Origin of the sequence: Terriglobus sp. RCC_193 (assembly GCF_041355105.1) — a bacterium.
Classification (GTDB): Bacteria; Acidobacteriota; Terriglobia; order Terriglobales; family Acidobacteriaceae; genus Terriglobus.
Genome location: NZ_JBFUPK010000002.1, coordinates 676,995 through 691,534, shown reverse-complemented (window position 1 = coordinate 691,534; position 14,540 = coordinate 676,995). Strand labels below are relative to the sequence as shown.

Genomic DNA, 14,540 nt, shown 5'->3' with positions numbered 1-14,540 from the left:
GTGCTTGGTTCGCAGCTTACCTGAACACACAACAGACACGAAACCTGACCGAGGTATTCGCAGCCCTCATCGCCCACCACTTCCTACAAGCCGAAGTTCCAGAGACCGATCCTCGTCAGCACAGTCGTGCCTAATTCCCAGAGGGCAATGCAACATGGTCAACGACAAAGGTGCCGACCGGAAGCTTCGCGGGACGAAGTCGCAGGCCAAGTTGTTCCTGGATTGCGGTTTGGATCGGCGGCCTGTTTTGATCCGTTGCCGTTGTTCCGCCATCATCACGGGACCAGGTCAGATTCAGGTCGTACCGTCCTGTCAGTCCGGTCTGATCCACGACGATGCGTTCCATTTGTCTGGACAGAACATTGACCAGTGAGGAAATCGGAACGGCGGTAGATGCCATGTCCGCATTACCGTCGTGATTGTTCGTGTGCAGGCTTCCGGCTCCCAAACCGTTCGCCCCTTTCTGTCCAGCCTCAATTTTCGACGGCTGGAACCTGGGTCCACCTTTATCGACGACCAGTTCGTAGACGGAGAGTACCTTCGTCTCGCGATGGAATATCAGCCCGAAGCGTTCCGTGAGAATGCTCTGCTCGATCAGTCGCTTCTGATCATTGGTGAGGTGCTGAAGAATTGTGGGGTCGGCGTCAAGCACCTTCGCCTTCATATCAAACCGCAGTTCGCTTGCCCATTTCGGAATGCCGAAAAGTTGGTCGTCCTTCAGGTCATAGGCGAAGAGTACAAGCATCTTTACGGAAAAGTTGGTTGCTGAGAAGTTCCCGCCATCAAAATCGATGCTTGGTCGATCGTCGGAGCTGTTGGGCTTCACGGTGATCACGTCAAATACAGGCAGCGTCGAGTCCGAAGCCGATTGTGCAGACACAGGCGCTACCGGCAGCCCGCTTGCCTGCCCCATAAGCTGCGGCCCCGAGAAGGACAGCGCAACAATCGCACACAGCACAATCGAAAATCGGTACTTATATTCCTTCATTCGGACTTCCTCCCGATTCAAACGCGTGTGTCAGCCTATGTTATGACGCAGGAGGAAATACTTGGTTGGCGCATCAACACTCCCATAAACGCGCTTGCCGTCAGCTACCTCTACTCGCGATAAGCCGACTTCTCGTTACTAATCTTCAGCAGTTTCCGGAAGGGCGTTCCAGGAAGCTGGGGCATTTTGCAAATTTCATGCGTGTATCTGAGAATGCATCAAGGATGCTGGTACGGGGCTTAGAAGTCGCGCTCGTGCAAACAATCTTGGGAATCGCGCTCGGCCTTCTCAAGGGTGACGTGCAGAGCGATTCTGTTTCTGCCATTGCAGAGCTGGATCGAGTGCGTCCCGACCTGATCCACTTCCTGGCGGTGCTTCCATCGCTGGAAGCGAAGGAAAGTGCGACATCGATACACTCGCTTAGCGGCATGCCTGTGCGGGAAGTGCGAACAACGACCGAGATACGCTTCATGCGATCAAGATCGAACGCGGGAGAGATCGCTTCAGAGCACTACAAAGTATCTCGAGACGGCAACTACGTCCCAATTTCTCTGTTCGCAGTGTTACCTCTATCACTCACCGGCGAATTTGATCAGATGCCAAAGCTGCTTGTCTCGCAGGAGTTCAGTACTTGTCTGGACAGCAAAGTCGTCGAACACGGAACGACCATTCAGTTGCATTTGACGTCCAAGGCCATTGTGCAGGCGCCGAACCGTTGCGGCATCTTCGGCGCCAGCTTCACTTGTGACCTGACAATAGATGCAAAGTCGGGACACATTCTTCGACTCACACGAAGATTTGGCCGGGAAACTGTCTTGAACTCGAAGGCCGCCGTTTTCCTGGACATCATCTACGCCCCCATAACGATCGCCGGAGAAACGATGTCGTTGCCTAGCCGCATCTATGCCGAGGACGAAAAGGAAGACAAGTTTCTCGCTACTTATTCCGAGTGGCATCGCTACAAGGCAACGTCTACCGTGCTTGTACCGGACGGTGGCGCTCTTCAGAAGTGAACGTAATTAAGAGTTTGGGACTCTTGGATTCCTGAAAAGTCACTTGAAAACTGGCGCGAATAAGTAACGATAAACGCGCTCCTCACCTGTCAGCCGCGCACTCCCTCCCACAAGCAAGCCCTTCCCCTCTTATCAAAAATCGACGTAACTTAGAACACATTCCATGTACGCTAACCACGCATGGAAATCCATCTCATCGACGGCACCTACGAACTCTTCCGCCACTTCTACGCATGGCCATCCATGCGCGACGCCGATGGTAACGAAGTAGGCGCAGTGAAAGGTGTACTCGCATCCATCCTCGCGATGGTGAAGGAAGGAGCCACCCATATTGGTGTGGCCACCGATCACGTCATTGAATCCTTCCGCAATGATCTATGGCCCGGCTATAAAACAGGCGAAGGCATTGACCCTGATCTCTTCGCACAGTTCCCTCTGCTGGAAGAAGCCTTGCAGGCGATGGGTATTGTCACCTGGGCCATGAAGAACGAAGAAGCAGACGACGCACTCGCCTCCGCGGCCCGCATCGCATCAGAAGATGCACGCGTCACACGCGTCCTCATCTGCACCCCTGATAAGGACCTTGCGCAATGCGTGCAGGGCGATCGTGTGGTTCAGATGGACCGTCGCAAGCGCGAAACCCGCGACGAAGCCGGAGTCATTGCAAAGTTCGGCGTCCCGCCCACCTCCATCCCCGACTATCTCGCCCTCGTGGGCGATGCCGCGGACGGCTTCCCCGGCCTTCGCGGCTGGGGAGCCAAAGGCACTGCCGCCGTCCTTGCAAAGTTCGGCCACATCGAAGCCATCCCGCAAAACAGCGCAGATTGGCAACTCGCCATCGCCAATCCACGCGGCATGAATGACACCCTGCGCACCGAGTGGCAGAACGCTCTCCTCTTCCGCAACCTGGCCACACTCAAGACAGACTTGCCACTCTTCACCAACGTCGACCAACTACGCTGGACCGGCCCCACACCCGCGTTCGAAGCCATAGGAACCCGCCTGGACAAAGCGAAAACCACCAAATCCCCACGACCGCTGCGCCAGTAGCTCACACAGAATTCGCCACCACAAAGCGCATCATCATTCTGCGAAACGGCTACCCGTCTACAATGACCAAGGCATGCAGTACGAAGAAGCAGTAAGTGAGCTGTACACCCTGAGCGGCGAGCTTGCTCCTGCCGCGCCCGGCACACCACGCCGCAAATTTGAGCTTGCTCATATGCGCGTACTCGCCGAAGCCCTGGGCAATCCGCAGAACCGTTATCCCTCGGTTCTGATCGCAGGCACCAACGGCAAGGGCTCCACGGCCGCAACGCTCGCCAGCATTCTCAGCGTCTCCGGCTACCGCACCGGCCTGTACACCTCGCCGCATCTGCTGCGCCCCAACGAACGCATCCAGATCAGCGATATAACACCCGGTGAAAACTCGCTCTCTGAGATCAGCGATGACGCCTTCGCCAATGCCTTCGCAAAGGTTCAAGCCACAGCGACACGATTGGTTGCGGAAGGCCACCTGCCGCATCCGCCCAGCTTCTTTGAAGTCATGACGGCAATGGCCTTTGTTGCCTTCGCCGAAGCGAAGGTCGACATCGCCATCCTCGAAGTCGGCCTCGGCGGTCGCCTGGACGCCACCAACATCGTGGAGCCGCTACTCTCCGTCATCACGGACATCTCGCTCGACCACACCGAATGGCTCGGCAACACGCTGACCGAGATCGCCCGCGAAAAAGCCGGCATCCTCCGTCCGCACGGACGCCTGATAACCCTGCCGCAGCACCCCGAGGCCAACGCCGCCATCGGCGAAATTGCGGTAGCGCTGGATGTCACGGGAATAAACGCCGCCACCTACCTGCCGGATCGCATCACCGGCGACGTCTCGTACCCGGTAGTCGTGCAGGGAGAAAGCATTACCATTGCCAGCCCCCTGGCCGGGGATCACCAGCGTCGCAATGTCGCCCTGGCGATTGCTGTATCGGAACAACTCCTTATACAACAACAATTTACAAGGATTACGCCGCAGTCCGTCGAACGCGGTATCCGGTTCACACGTTGGCCGGGAAGGCTGGAATCCGTCACCATCCCGGGAACACGGATCGCGTTGCTGATGGACGTGGCGCACAACCCCGCCGGGGCGTGGACGCTGCGCAGCCATCTTTCCCGCCAGATCGATGGCGACCAACTGCCCACACCGCGCACCCTCGTCTTTTCAGCCCTGAAGGACAAGTCCATCCGCGAAATGGCGCAGATTCTCTTCCCGCTGTTTGACGGCCCGGATGACCGCATCCTGCTGGCTCCCATTCGCAGTCCGCGTGCCGCCACGGCCGAAGCGCTGGCCGAAGTCGCCGCCGCTTTGGATACCGCTGCAGAGGTCTGCACATCGGTCGCGGACGCTATGGACAAAGCCGCAGATCGAGCCGGCAGCGTCATCGTATCGGGTTCGGTATACCTCGTAGCCGAGGCGAAGACATGGCTGAAGGAGCAACACGGATGAAACGGCTGCTGCCCTGGGTTTCGTACCTGATCTTCATCCCCCTAATGTTGTTCGTTACGGTCGCCTGCGGTTCGCTTTCGCTGCTGGTTTCTCTGTGGGATAAGTCCGGCCGTCAGCAGCACGCCATCGCCCACATCTGGGCAAAGTTGATGCTTGTCATCGCGCTTTCGCCCATGAAGGTGGTCAATCCGCAGAATCTCCATCTGGGTCGCGCCGCCGTCTTCGCCAGCAATCACCTCAGCTATATGGACACCCCGGCCCTCTTCGGCGCGCTGCCCTTCCAGTTCCGCATCCTGGCGAACCATTACCTGTTCAAGATCCCCTTCATCGGCTGGCATCTCACCCGCTCCGGCCAGGTGCCCATTGATCAGTCCAGCATGAGGTCAATGGTGGCCGGACTGATGCGTGGGGTATCCACCCTGAAATCGGGGATGCCGCTCCTGATCTTCCCTGACGGCGGCCGCTCCTCTGACGGTCACATCCGCCAGTTCCTGCAGGGCGCAGCCTTCATGGCCATCAAGGCCCAGGTGCCACTGGTGCCGCTGGCGCTCGTAGGAACCTACGAACTCCTGCCGATGCACACCTACCATCTGGCTCCGCGGCCCCTGTTGCTGATAGCCTGCGACCCCATCAATACCACCGGCATGGTCACCAAGGATGCCGAGGCACTCACACAGCGCCTGATGGACGCCATCGCCACCGAATATTATCGCCACTCCCAGCTCGTGCAGCCCGCATCAGTCCCGGAGAATCAGGCAAAGATCCCCAGCAGCCAGCTCTAAATGTTCCACGTGGAACACTGAGGGTGGAGCAGGACAAGCGGCGTATCATCAGGAGATGGGCCGCCCACGCATCCTGATCCCGATCCCCACCAGCTTCGACGAGCCGTATAACGCCAAAAGCTGGCCGGAATACGCTGCCGCGGTAGAAGCCGCAGACGGCGAACCGGTAAAGGTGGCGTTGACCCACTCCGTGCCTGAATTAAAGGAATTGGCGCGTCAGGCAGACGGCATCCTGCTGCCCGGCAGCGGGGCTGATATAGACCCTGCCCGCTACGGTCACGACCGCAACTCTGCCTCTGCCGACCCTGACCTGCTCCGCGACCAGACTGACCGCGCCCTGTTCGAAGCCGCCGAAGAAACCAAGAAGCCGCTGTTGGGCATCTGCTTTGGAACCCAGTCCATGAACGTCTACTACGGCGGCACGCTCATCCAGGATTGCTCCCCCATCCCGGTAAATCATCGTGCTGGACGCGCCGTAGCCGCGGCCCACGCCGCGCAATTCTCGCAGGACAGCCGCCTGGGACGCATTCTGAGGCAATCCGGCGAATCTACGCCCGTCGATGACGAATTCGCCCGCATCCCCGTCAACAGCAGCCACCACCAGGCCATCGCCTCTCCTGGCGACACCCTGCGTGTGGTCGCCCGATGCCCGGAGGACACCGTCATTGAAGCCATCGAAGGCTCCGACCCAGGACATTGGCTCATAGGAGTGCAGTGGCATCCGGAAAGAACGGTGGGTTCCAGCGCAGCGTCGCGCGCCATCTTCGCCGACTTTCTGAAAGCGGCAGCAGGAGTCTGAGCCATGCTCTACGTCCCATCCCGCGACCATATCGCCGCGCTGCTTGCGCCTTATGCGGAAAGCCTTCCCGCAGATACGCTGGAAAAGCTCGAAATCTATCTCATGCTTCTGCTCCGCTGGAACCAGAAAACCAACCTGACCGCCGTACGCGATCCGGAACTCCTGGTACAACGGCAGATCGGTGAAAGCCTGTTCGCCGGACGGCTCCTGAACGGCACAGAAACTCTGCTCGACTTCGGTTCCGGCGCTGGATTCCCTGGTATCCCTTTAAAACTGCTCCATCCCGGCCTGAAAGTTACGCTGGCGGAATCGCAGGGCAAAAAAGCGTCCTTCCTGCGCGAAGCGGTACGCACACTCGGTATCGATGCGGAAGTCTGGTCCAACCGCGTGGAAGCCATGCCCGAAGGCTCCGTCTTCGATATCGTCGCCCTGCGCGCCGTCGATCACACGGAAGCCATGCTGCCAGTCGCGGAAACGCGAGTAAAGCCTAAGGGAGCCATGCTGCGTTATCTCCCCCTGGAAGGCGCTGAATCTCTTCCGGGATGGGCGTTGGAGTATTCCTTGGCCGTTCCACTTTCACAGGGCTGTGTATCCCTGTGGAAAGCTGTGGAAAGCCAGAATCCCGGGCAATAACGTCGAATTCGGTGTTCCACGTGGAACGTTCTCCACAGCATCTCCTCAGGTGTTCCACGTGGAACAATACTCAGACCCCGCCTTCCCCTGCTACTCTGGCGAAGCGCCATGGGCAAAGTCATAGCAGTCGTCAACCAGAAGGGTGGCGTGGGAAAAACCACGACCGCGATCAATCTTGCGGCAGCCGTTGCGTTCAATGGCCTGTCGACTCTGCTGGTCGATTGCGACCCGCAGACTAACGCTTCCGGCGGTCTCGGCGTAGCCCGCGATCCAGACCGCAAGACCGTGTACGATCTGCTGCTGGGCGAAGTCACTGCAGCGGAGATCACACTGGATACAGCCGTCGAGAATCTGCGACTGATTCCCAGCTCAAAGGACCTCATCGGGGCCAACTTCGACCTGGCACAGCAGACCGAGCGCGAGTTCCGTCTCCGTAAAGCGCTGGAAGATATCCGCGGCTCTTATGACTTCATCTTCCTGGACTGCCCACCCGCGCTCGATTTGCTGACACTGAACGCCCTTGTGGCAGCCGACACCCTCCTCGTTCCCATGCAGGCGGAATACTTCGCCCTGGAAGGCATCTCGGAGCTTACCGGGACGCTCGATCGTGTCGCCGCAGCCTTCCAGCCGGATCTGGGTCTCGAAGGTGTCGTACTCACCATGTACGACCCGCGCACTTCGCTCTCGCAGCAGGTCGCTGAAAACATCAAGGGCTTCTTCGGCGACAAGCTTTACACCACCACCATTCCCCGCAACGTCCGTGTGGCCGAAGCGCCCAGCCACGGCCTGCCCGTCATCGCCTACGATGCGAAGTCGCGCGGCGCTGAAGCCTATCGCGACCTTGGCCGCGAACTGCTCGCCCGCAACGGTGTCTTCACCACGGAAGGCAATCCCGCTGGAGCCGTAGTTCACGTACCCGACGAAGAATCCGAAGAGTAACGACAGCCCCTAGTAGGTAAAAGACAGGAACCACATCATGTCCGACGTAAAAACACAGGATCCCAAGCGCAGAGCCCTTGGACGGGGGCTGGAGGCGCTGCTCCCCGCGCGGCAACCCGCTCCCACGCCACCACCGGCCCCTCCCGCAGCGCCCTCCGGCAAGCCACTGGAGGTGGACGTAACCACCATCGTGCGCAACCCGTTTCAGACGCGTACCCGCTTCGATGAAGTGGCGCTGAACGAACTGGCGCAGTCCATTGCGGCCACAGGCGTGGTGCAGCCCATCGTGGTGCGCCCGCTATCCGGCGGCAAATATCAGCTCATCGCCGGCGAGCGTCGCTGGCTGGCGTCGCAGCGCGCTGGCAAAAAGACCATCCCTGTCTTCATCCGCGAGGTCTCCGACGAGCAGGCGATGGAAATGACCATCGTAGAAAACCTGCAGCGGGCCGACCTGAATCCCATGGAACAGGCCCGCGCCTATGAGCGACTGGGCCGCGAATTCAAAATGACGCAGGAACAGATGGCGCAGCGCACCGGCAAGGAGCGCGCCTCTGTGGCCAACTTCCTGCGCCTGCTGCGGCTGCCGCAGGCTGTACAGGAAAAGGTAGAAGGCGGCGACCTGAGTTTCGGACACGCCCGCGCTTTGCTGGCGCTGGAATCCGAAGCCCAGATCCTGGCCGCGGCGCAGAAAATTCAGGCGCTGAGCCTTTCGGTCCGCGGCACGGAAAATTATGTAAAAGGGCTGCTGGATCCCGAGCGTAAACTTGGCAAGGTTCAAACCTCCGAAGAACCCGAGATCGATCCCAACGTGAAAGCGGCCCAGGACAAACTGCAGCGTTCGCTCGGCCTGAAGGTTCGCATCGAGGACACTCGCGGCAAAGGACGCGTGGTCATTGAGTACAGCAACCTGGAAGACTTTGATACGTTGTTGACCATGCTCTCGGCAAACTGACTTCCTCTGTTACAGAGCGAAACCATATGATCTCCTAATCTTTTAGGAGGTCACTCCTAAAAGATTAGGACTGGATGTTCCCCACACCATGATGCAAGCCTCCGCGTTCGAGTACAAACACCGTTTTCTGATCCACGCATTGATCTACACGCTATGTTTTGCGGCCCCCTGGCCCGACTATCACAATGGCTTTCACGGCATTGCGTTATGGAGCTTCCTAAGCAATGGCAGCGTGTGGTTCCACATCGCAAACAATCTTTCGCGGCCACAGTATGCGCGTTTCGCGCAGTTCTGGAACAGCGCATTGGTGGTCATCCTGTTGTTCGCGTTTGCGGGTGCGCTGCTGCGCACGTGGGGCGCTGCCTATCTCGGAGCATCCACCGTAAAGCGCGGCGGCATGGTGGGCAATCGTGTCATCGCAGATGGTCCGTTTCGTTACGTTCGCAATCCGCTGTATCTGGGCACCATTCTGCACACCATTGCCTTGGCGTTTCTCATGCGGCCGGAGGCAGCAGCCCTCTGCATTCTCCTCATTACGCTGCTGCAACTGCGCCTGATCGGTCGCGAAGAACCCTACCTGATGGGACATCTCGGCGAAGCCTACCGCGCGTATCTTGAAGAGGTACCGCGCATCGTCCCATCCATGAAGCCGTGTACCGCTCCAGGCACCAGCCATCCCAACTGGAAGCAAGGCATCCTCAGCGAGTTCTATATGCTCGGCGCAGCCATCTCTTTCGCCATTCTGGGATGGGCCGACAGCTTCAGCTGGGAGAACACGGTCCTCCACATCACGCAGGGCATCCTCATCTCGCTCGGTGTGTCCGTGGCGCTCCGCGCACTCATTCCCAGGTCCGAGGCTTAAGCCATCACCGTGGCGCGCTCTGCATCGCTGAAAGGCCGCGAGCGCGCCACGGAGATGCCCCGCAACGGATTCTTCCGGTCGCCACCCACCGCGCAGTAAAAGTGATACAGATCGCCGTTGTGCATCACCACTGACGGCTTGTGTGCATAGATACCATCGACTGATCCCGGCGTCCCCACATCCACCACGGGCGTCTCCTGCTTCGTTGCATGAAACAGGTCGGGGCCACTGGCCACCAGGTCACGCGCCACGCCTTTATCATCCAGGCCAAAGTAGAAGAATGCCCATTCCCTGCCGTTCTTCAGCACGCACGGATCGCTCGCAAAGTGCGCGTCATACGACCCCGCTGGCCCATTGCGCAGAATGGGATTTCCTTCGTAGCGCGTCCACGTCTTCAGGTCCGTTGACATCGCCACGCCCGTCTGCTCATGCCACGGCCCGGTGGTGTGGTCCTTCGCGTTGTAGAAGAGATAGAACGTATCGTCCTCACGCAGCAGGCACGGCTTGTACAAACCGCCACGCTCCCATGCCGCGCCATCTTCCGGACGCAGGATGATGTCGCCCGGCGTCCATGCCAGCCCATCCTTGCTATGCGCCAGTCCAATCACCGCGGCGCCGCTCTCATATCCCTGCGAAGGATACGCGTGATAGGCGCCAACAAAGCTGCCCTGCACGCGTTGAATGCGCCCCTGCGATGCAAGATCGTTCTCGCGCAGAATCCAGTTCATCGCCACGTTGTACTTCAACACGGGATTGCTGGCATCGCGCCGCAGGATGCAGCCCACCTTCTTCCATTGCAGCAGATCTTCTGACGAAGCCAGGCCCGTCTGGTAGCCAATGCCATCAAAGGCGACGAACGTCATGTACCAGAGCTTGCCGTTGCGAAAGACAAAGGGGCAGTCGACGCTCTTGCTGTCATACGTTCCGTCCTCATGCGACGGCGCCAGCACCAGCCGATCCAGTTTGAAGGGCGACAGCAGCGAATGCGGCTCCGCACCGCGCGGTGCGGCATAGGCATGCGAAGCGGCAAGCGCAGAGAGGGCAAGAAAACGCCGACGAGAGAGGCTTTGCATAACGCCTCCCTTATACGTCAGCCATCAGGCAAAACAAAAGCCGCGACAGCGTATAGCCGTCGCGGCTTTGTGTGGTTTGCGAAACGTCTGCTTCGCGGTGAAACTACTTCTTGGCAGCAGCCTTAACCGGAGCGATTGCGTCCTTCGCAGCCTTGGCCACGCGGAACTTCACAACGGTCTTCGCCTTGATCTTGATGGCTTCGCCGGTCTGCGGGTTACGGCCGGTGCGAGCCTTGCGCTCAGCCTTTACCAACTTGCCCAGTCCGGGAATGGTGAACTCGCCATTCTTCTTCGTTTCCTTCACAGCCGTTGCTGCCAGCGTGTCAAAGAACAGGGCAATCTGCTTGTTGGGCAGTTCGAGCTGTTCTGCGATGGTGCGGATCAGTGCGGTCTTCGTCAGTCCCTTTGCCATTGGTATTACTCCTTCGTTTGAGAGAAATCTCGGATCCTGGGTCGTGGTTCCGCCTGCAGAAATCGCCAGTGTTCATGCGGGTCCCACAACCGTTCCGCATATCAAGATGGACTTTCGCACACCGCTTGTCAATCGGTAAACCTCGGTTTTTTCGGGTTTTCTTGGGTTTTTCTCTGGTTTTCTGTGGAAAGGTGCCCATCCGGGTACATTTCACCTTCCAAAACTGCATTTCCGACCGCAAAAATCGCTGCCTTTTCTGAAACCAATCCTGCGCCCTCACCCGTCTTTAGGCTCAGACTCCGGCCACCGGAAGCTTCGGGACCGGCGATTGCTGACTGAAGAAAGAACCGCCATGAACATGACAACGATCCGTACCTTCGCCACCCGCATCAGCGTCGTGGCTGTCTGTAGCGCAGCACTCTGTTCCATGCCGATGCTCGCACAGGGCCGAGGCATGATGGCACCAGAGCAGCGTGTTGAGGCCATCGACAAGGCCGTCACCCTTACCCCGGATCAGAAGACCAAGATCCTGGCGCTCTACACCGAAGACCAGAAGAAGATGCAGGCCCTCCGCGAAGCGCAGGACCCTGACATGCGCACCAAGATGATGGACATGCGCAAAGACGAAAACACCAAGATTAAGGACATGCTCACCGACGACCAGAAGCCCAAGTTCGATGAGTATCTGGCCTCCATGCCGCAGGGACGCCCCGCCGGTGGCCCGCCTCCACAGAATTAAAAAGTTTTCTCCGAAAGCGGCCCTCTCCGCTAACGGGCAGGGAGTTGGATGCTCCCTGCCCGGTCTTTTTACTGGATGCGCAACCCGCACTCTCTCGCATTCCTTGCGCCTCGTCTCAATCAGGATTAGGCTTTGCCCTACCATCCCATGCGAATCCGTTCTCAGCTTTGCTACATTGTTGCGCTCCTCGCGCTTGTGAATGCTGCGCCCGCGCAGCAGCCTCCTAAAAACGCGATCGCGTTTGAGACAGCAGCAATTCATCCTTCCCATGTAACACCAGGATGTGCAGGTTTGCCGTCGCCAGGCAGCAGCCACTTCGACGCCACCTGCCTCACGTTACGAAATCTGCTGGAGATAGCATTCAAGCCGGAATACCCCGACTCCATCGAAGGGCCACAGCATGCGCTCGATACGCAATACAACATTCGCGCAAGCATGCCCGACGGCGTCACGTGGACGTATGAATCCCTCCGTCCCTTGATGCAACAACTGCTCATCGAACGCTTCCACCTCACCTATCACTTCGGAAGCAAGTCGGTTTCCGGCTATGAAATCACCACGGCTAAGAGCGGTGCCAAGCTCACTCCGATCAGCCCCGATTCCGTGAAGTGGGGCATGAAAGCCGGAGAGCTTGCACAGAACTTCTTTGCTCCCGGTCACATTCAGGGCCGCGGAGTGGATGCCGACGGAATTGCAGGCCTGCTGTCTCTTGCGGCTCACCTGCCCGTTGTGAACCACACCGGCCTCACAGGTCTCTTCAATATGGACCTGCGTTACGCGCCCGATGAAACCACGTCTACGGATCTGCCATCCTTCTTTACCGCGATAAAAGAACAACTGGGACTTGACCTGAAACCAGCCAAAGTCCCCGTAAAGACGATCATCATCGACCATGTCGACGAAGTCCCCATACCGAATTAAGTAGTTTGTGATCCTGGCTTAGAAGAACGTTCGCCGCGGCGTCTTCGCCTGCAGCAAGGGCGCATTTAACAAAGCCACCAGCGGAGCCGCAGCACGGAATCGCTTCACAATCTCATCCAGCAGCTTGGGTGAAGTGGCTACTTCGAGTGGCAGCGTCGCAGACAGTCCCCATTTGCGGTCCCGCAGAAACTCCGCGGCAGGATCATCTGCGACAAAGCCCTTCGGCACACGTATCAGCGGCATCGTCTCCTGGTCCGGCAACAGCTTGCGCAGCTTCTTATCATTCATCAGCGCGCGCATGGCTTCATGGTTCTGCTGCAGATGCCTGCGCATGGCCAGCATCTGCTCCGGCTGCGGCATAAACGCACCCACGGCTACCGTGACATCGTCCGCACCCACATGCGCATAGAAACCCGCACCGCTGGTCTTGGCCAGCGCAGCAGGCGACCACCACGCACCCACATGCGTCTTATAAGGCTTCTTGTCGCTGCTGAAACGCGTATCGCGATAGATGCGAAACATCGCTTTCGGCGCAGGCTTCACACACTCCGGTGCAAAGTCCGCCATCGCATGATTCACCTCGTCAATCAATGCAAGCCACGGCGCTTTCACTTCCTCTTCAAACACGCTCTTGCGATCATTGAACCAGTTGCGATCATTGTTGCGTTTCAGACTTTTCAAGAAACGAATCGCGGCAGGAGAGAACTGTGTCGGCATGACGGATTTGATTCTATGCCTCAGTCAAAAGAAGCAACGTAGTTCTTGTATCGCAACAAAAGCTCATACGGCCAAAGGCCGTCACCCTAAGCCAAGCTCATACGGTCAAAGGCCGTCATCCTGAGCGAAGCCGAAGCCTGCATTCTTCTCGCGCTACTGCAACGCTTCGCGTGAGCTACCGCGTTCTCTGCAACAAAGGACTATGCTTAGTTATGGCCATAACATCGGTCAGAAAGTCGTTGTGTATTCGACCCGGAGGGGTCATTCATGGAAGGCTCAGGTTTTCCGATCGCAGGAATCATCCTTATCGCCATTCTTGCTCTTATTGCCCTCGTCACATTGCTCAAAACCCTGTACACCGTCCGCACTTCGCAGGCGGGTGTGGTTGAACGTTTTGGCAAATTCCATCGCATCGTGCGCCCCGGCCTGCACGTGCTCATTCCATACGGAGAGCGCGTCTTCTTCGTCGACCTTCAGGTGCAGCAGGCACAGTTTTCGGTTGAGACCAAGACGCGCGACAACGTCTTCGTGCAGATTCCCGTCAGCGTGCAGTACCAGGTCGTCGACGACAAAATCTTCGATGCCTTCTATCGCCTCTCGCGTCCGCAGAAGCAGATTGAAAGCTTCGTCTTTAACTCCATCCTCGGCCACGTGCCCAAGCTCACGCTCGACGACACCTTCGAGCAGATGAGCGGCATCTCCATCGCCGTAAAGACCGAGCTCGATCACACCATGCACGACTTCGGTTTCAACATCCTCAACGCGCTCGTCACGGACATCATTCCGGACAGCAAGGTGAAGGACGCCATGAACGACATCAACGCCGCACAGCGCAGCCAGGTGGCGGCGCAGGCGCGTGGCGAAGCCGACAAGATTCTGAAGGTGAAGCAGGCCGAAGCAGAAGCGGAAAGCAAAGCCCTGCAGGGTCGAGGCATCGCTGCGGAACGCCAGGCCATCATCGACGGTCTGCGCGCCTCCATCGAACACTTTCGCGAAGCTGTTCCCGGCGCCACCGCGGAAGATGTCATGGCGCTTGTTCTGCTCACGCAATACTTTGACACGTTAAAGGACATTGGCATTCGCAGCGGAACCAACACGCTCTTCCTGCCCAACAATCCCGGCGCGGCCAATGATTTCCTGCAACAGATCCTTGCGGGTCTGCGAGGAGGAACGCATCGCGCAACCAAGGGTGAATCAAATACGGCGTTATAGCCAG

At 58.3% G+C, this 14,540-nt stretch carries 16 protein-coding genes; 12 read left to right on the top strand and 4 right to left on the bottom strand.

The features are described from left to right. Positions 1 to 130: 130 nt before the first annotated feature. A complete protein-coding gene (locus tag AB6729_RS11635; RefSeq protein WP_371081786.1) occupies positions 131 to 988 on the bottom strand; it encodes a TIGR03435 family protein in 858 nt (285 codons plus the stop codon). Positions 989 to 1,053: 65 nt separating this feature from the next. Between AB6729_RS11635 and AB6729_RS11630 the strand changes: the two genes are divergently transcribed. The 9 genes from AB6729_RS11630 (at position 1,054) to AB6729_RS11590 (ending at position 9,462) form a co-directional block, all read left to right on the top strand. Next, entirely contained in the window at positions 1,054 to 2,001 is a 948-nt protein-coding gene (locus tag AB6729_RS11630; RefSeq protein WP_371081785.1) for a hypothetical protein, read from the top strand. 180 nt (positions 2,002 to 2,181) lie between these two features. Further along, positions 2,182 to 3,051, top strand: a complete 870-nt coding sequence (locus AB6729_RS11625) for a 5'-3' exonuclease H3TH domain-containing protein (RefSeq protein WP_371081784.1) — start codon at positions 2,182 to 2,184, stop codon at positions 3,049 to 3,051. 73 nt (positions 3,052 to 3,124) lie between these two features. Continuing rightward, positions 3,125 to 4,495 (top strand): folylpolyglutamate synthase/dihydrofolate synthase family protein, encoded by a 1,371-nt coding sequence (locus tag AB6729_RS11620; RefSeq protein WP_371081783.1) that lies wholly within the window; start codon positions 3,125 to 3,127, stop codon positions 4,493 to 4,495. Beyond that, complete coding sequence (locus AB6729_RS11615; protein WP_371081782.1) at positions 4,492 to 5,277, top strand: lysophospholipid acyltransferase family protein; 786 nt, start codon at positions 4,492 to 4,494, stop codon at positions 5,275 to 5,277. The genes AB6729_RS11620 and AB6729_RS11615 overlap by 4 nt, the downstream gene beginning before the upstream one ends. A gap of 55 nt (positions 5,278 to 5,332) precedes the next feature. After that, complete coding sequence (locus tag AB6729_RS11610; RefSeq protein ID WP_371081781.1) at positions 5,333 to 6,076, top strand: gamma-glutamyl-gamma-aminobutyrate hydrolase family protein; 744 nt, start codon at positions 5,333 to 5,335, stop codon at positions 6,074 to 6,076. Positions 6,077 to 6,079: 3 nt separating this feature from the next. Next, positions 6,080 to 6,709, top strand: a complete 630-nt coding sequence (rsmG, locus tag AB6729_RS11605) for a 16S rRNA (guanine(527)-N(7))-methyltransferase RsmG (protein WP_371081780.1) — start codon at positions 6,080 to 6,082, stop codon at positions 6,707 to 6,709. Positions 6,710 to 6,817: 108 nt separating this feature from the next. Continuing rightward, positions 6,818 to 7,648, top strand: coding sequence for a ParA family protein (locus tag AB6729_RS11600; protein ID WP_371081779.1), 831 nt, complete (start codon positions 6,818 to 6,820; stop codon positions 7,646 to 7,648). Between the two features lie 37 nt (positions 7,649 to 7,685). Next, positions 7,686 to 8,600: a ParB/RepB/Spo0J family partition protein gene (locus AB6729_RS11595; protein WP_371081778.1), complete on the top strand. Its 915-nt coding sequence runs from the start codon at positions 7,686 to 7,688 to the stop codon at positions 8,598 to 8,600. Between the two features lie 88 nt (positions 8,601 to 8,688). Further along, positions 8,689 to 9,462, top strand: coding sequence for an isoprenylcysteine carboxylmethyltransferase family protein (locus AB6729_RS11590; protein ID WP_371081777.1), 774 nt, complete (start codon positions 8,689 to 8,691; stop codon positions 9,460 to 9,462). On the opposite strand, the gene AB6729_RS11585 is transcribed toward AB6729_RS11590, so the two are convergent. Beyond that, entirely contained in the window at positions 9,459 to 10,535 is a 1,077-nt protein-coding gene (locus tag AB6729_RS11585) for a hypothetical protein (RefSeq protein ID WP_371081776.1), read from the bottom strand. The two genes, AB6729_RS11590 and AB6729_RS11585, sit on opposite strands and share 4 nt — an antisense overlap. Positions 10,536 to 10,638: 103 nt before the next feature. Then, a complete protein-coding gene (locus tag AB6729_RS11580; RefSeq protein ID WP_371081775.1) occupies positions 10,639 to 10,947 on the bottom strand; it encodes an HU family DNA-binding protein in 309 nt (102 codons plus the stop codon). Between the two features lie 352 nt (positions 10,948 to 11,299). Between AB6729_RS11580 and AB6729_RS11575 the strand changes: the two genes are divergently transcribed. Next, complete coding sequence (locus tag AB6729_RS11575; RefSeq protein WP_371081774.1) at positions 11,300 to 11,686, top strand: hypothetical protein; 387 nt, start codon at positions 11,300 to 11,302, stop codon at positions 11,684 to 11,686. A gap of 147 nt (positions 11,687 to 11,833) precedes the next feature. After that, a complete protein-coding gene (locus tag AB6729_RS11570) occupies positions 11,834 to 12,607 on the top strand; it encodes a TIGR03435 family protein (RefSeq protein ID WP_371081773.1) in 774 nt (257 codons plus the stop codon). 18 nt (positions 12,608 to 12,625) lie between these two features. Here the strand turns inward: AB6729_RS11570 and AB6729_RS11565 are convergent, their stop codons facing one another. Continuing rightward, entirely contained in the window at positions 12,626 to 13,324 is a 699-nt protein-coding gene (locus tag AB6729_RS11565) for a DUF2461 domain-containing protein (protein ID WP_371081772.1), read from the bottom strand. 267 nt (positions 13,325 to 13,591) lie between these two features. Here AB6729_RS11565 and AB6729_RS11560 point away from each other — a divergent pair, with 267 nt between their 5' ends. Further along, positions 13,592 to 14,536 (top strand): SPFH domain-containing protein, encoded by a 945-nt coding sequence (locus AB6729_RS11560; RefSeq protein ID WP_371081771.1) that lies wholly within the window; start codon positions 13,592 to 13,594, stop codon positions 14,534 to 14,536. The last annotated feature ends 4 nt before the right edge of the window (positions 14,537 to 14,540 follow it).

What these genes read in the sequence shown, in the direction of transcription:
- AB6729_RS11600 (WP_371081779.1), top strand. Translation starts at nt 6,818, where the DNA reads ATGGGCAAAGTCATAGCAGTCGTCAACCAGAAGGGTGGCGTGGGAAAA.
- AB6729_RS11615 (WP_371081782.1), top strand. Translation starts at nt 4,492, where the DNA reads ATGAAACGGCTGCTGCCCTGGGTTTCGTACCTGATCTTCATCCCCCTA.
- AB6729_RS11620 (WP_371081783.1), top strand. Translation starts at nt 3,125, where the DNA reads ATGCAGTACGAAGAAGCAGTAAGTGAGCTGTACACCCTGAGCGGCGAG.
- rsmG (WP_371081780.1), top strand. Translation starts at nt 6,080, where the DNA reads ATGCTCTACGTCCCATCCCGCGACCATATCGCCGCGCTGCTTGCGCCT.
- AB6729_RS11595 (WP_371081778.1), top strand. Translation starts at nt 7,686, where the DNA reads ATGTCCGACGTAAAAACACAGGATCCCAAGCGCAGAGCCCTTGGACGG.
- AB6729_RS11635 (WP_371081786.1), bottom strand. Translation starts at nt 988, where the DNA reads ATGAAGGAATATAAGTACCGATTTTCGATTGTGCTGTGTGCGATTGTT.
- AB6729_RS11590 (WP_371081777.1), top strand. Translation starts at nt 8,689, where the DNA reads ATGATGCAAGCCTCCGCGTTCGAGTACAAACACCGTTTTCTGATCCAC.
- AB6729_RS11565 (WP_371081772.1), bottom strand. Translation starts at nt 13,324, where the DNA reads ATGCCGACACAGTTCTCTCCTGCCGCGATTCGTTTCTTGAAAAGTCTG.
- AB6729_RS11575 (WP_371081774.1), top strand. Translation starts at nt 11,300, where the DNA reads ATGAACATGACAACGATCCGTACCTTCGCCACCCGCATCAGCGTCGTG.
- AB6729_RS11625 (WP_371081784.1), top strand. Translation starts at nt 2,182, where the DNA reads ATGGAAATCCATCTCATCGACGGCACCTACGAACTCTTCCGCCACTTC.
- AB6729_RS11560 (WP_371081771.1), top strand. Translation starts at nt 13,592, where the DNA reads ATGGAAGGCTCAGGTTTTCCGATCGCAGGAATCATCCTTATCGCCATT.
- AB6729_RS11585 (WP_371081776.1), bottom strand. Translation starts at nt 10,535, where the DNA reads ATGCAAAGCCTCTCTCGTCGGCGTTTTCTTGCCCTCTCTGCGCTTGCC.
- AB6729_RS11570 (WP_371081773.1), top strand. Translation starts at nt 11,834, where the DNA reads ATGCGAATCCGTTCTCAGCTTTGCTACATTGTTGCGCTCCTCGCGCTT.
- AB6729_RS11610 (WP_371081781.1), top strand. Translation starts at nt 5,333, where the DNA reads ATGGGCCGCCCACGCATCCTGATCCCGATCCCCACCAGCTTCGACGAG.
- AB6729_RS11580 (WP_371081775.1), bottom strand. Translation starts at nt 10,947, where the DNA reads ATGGCAAAGGGACTGACGAAGACCGCACTGATCCGCACCATCGCAGAA.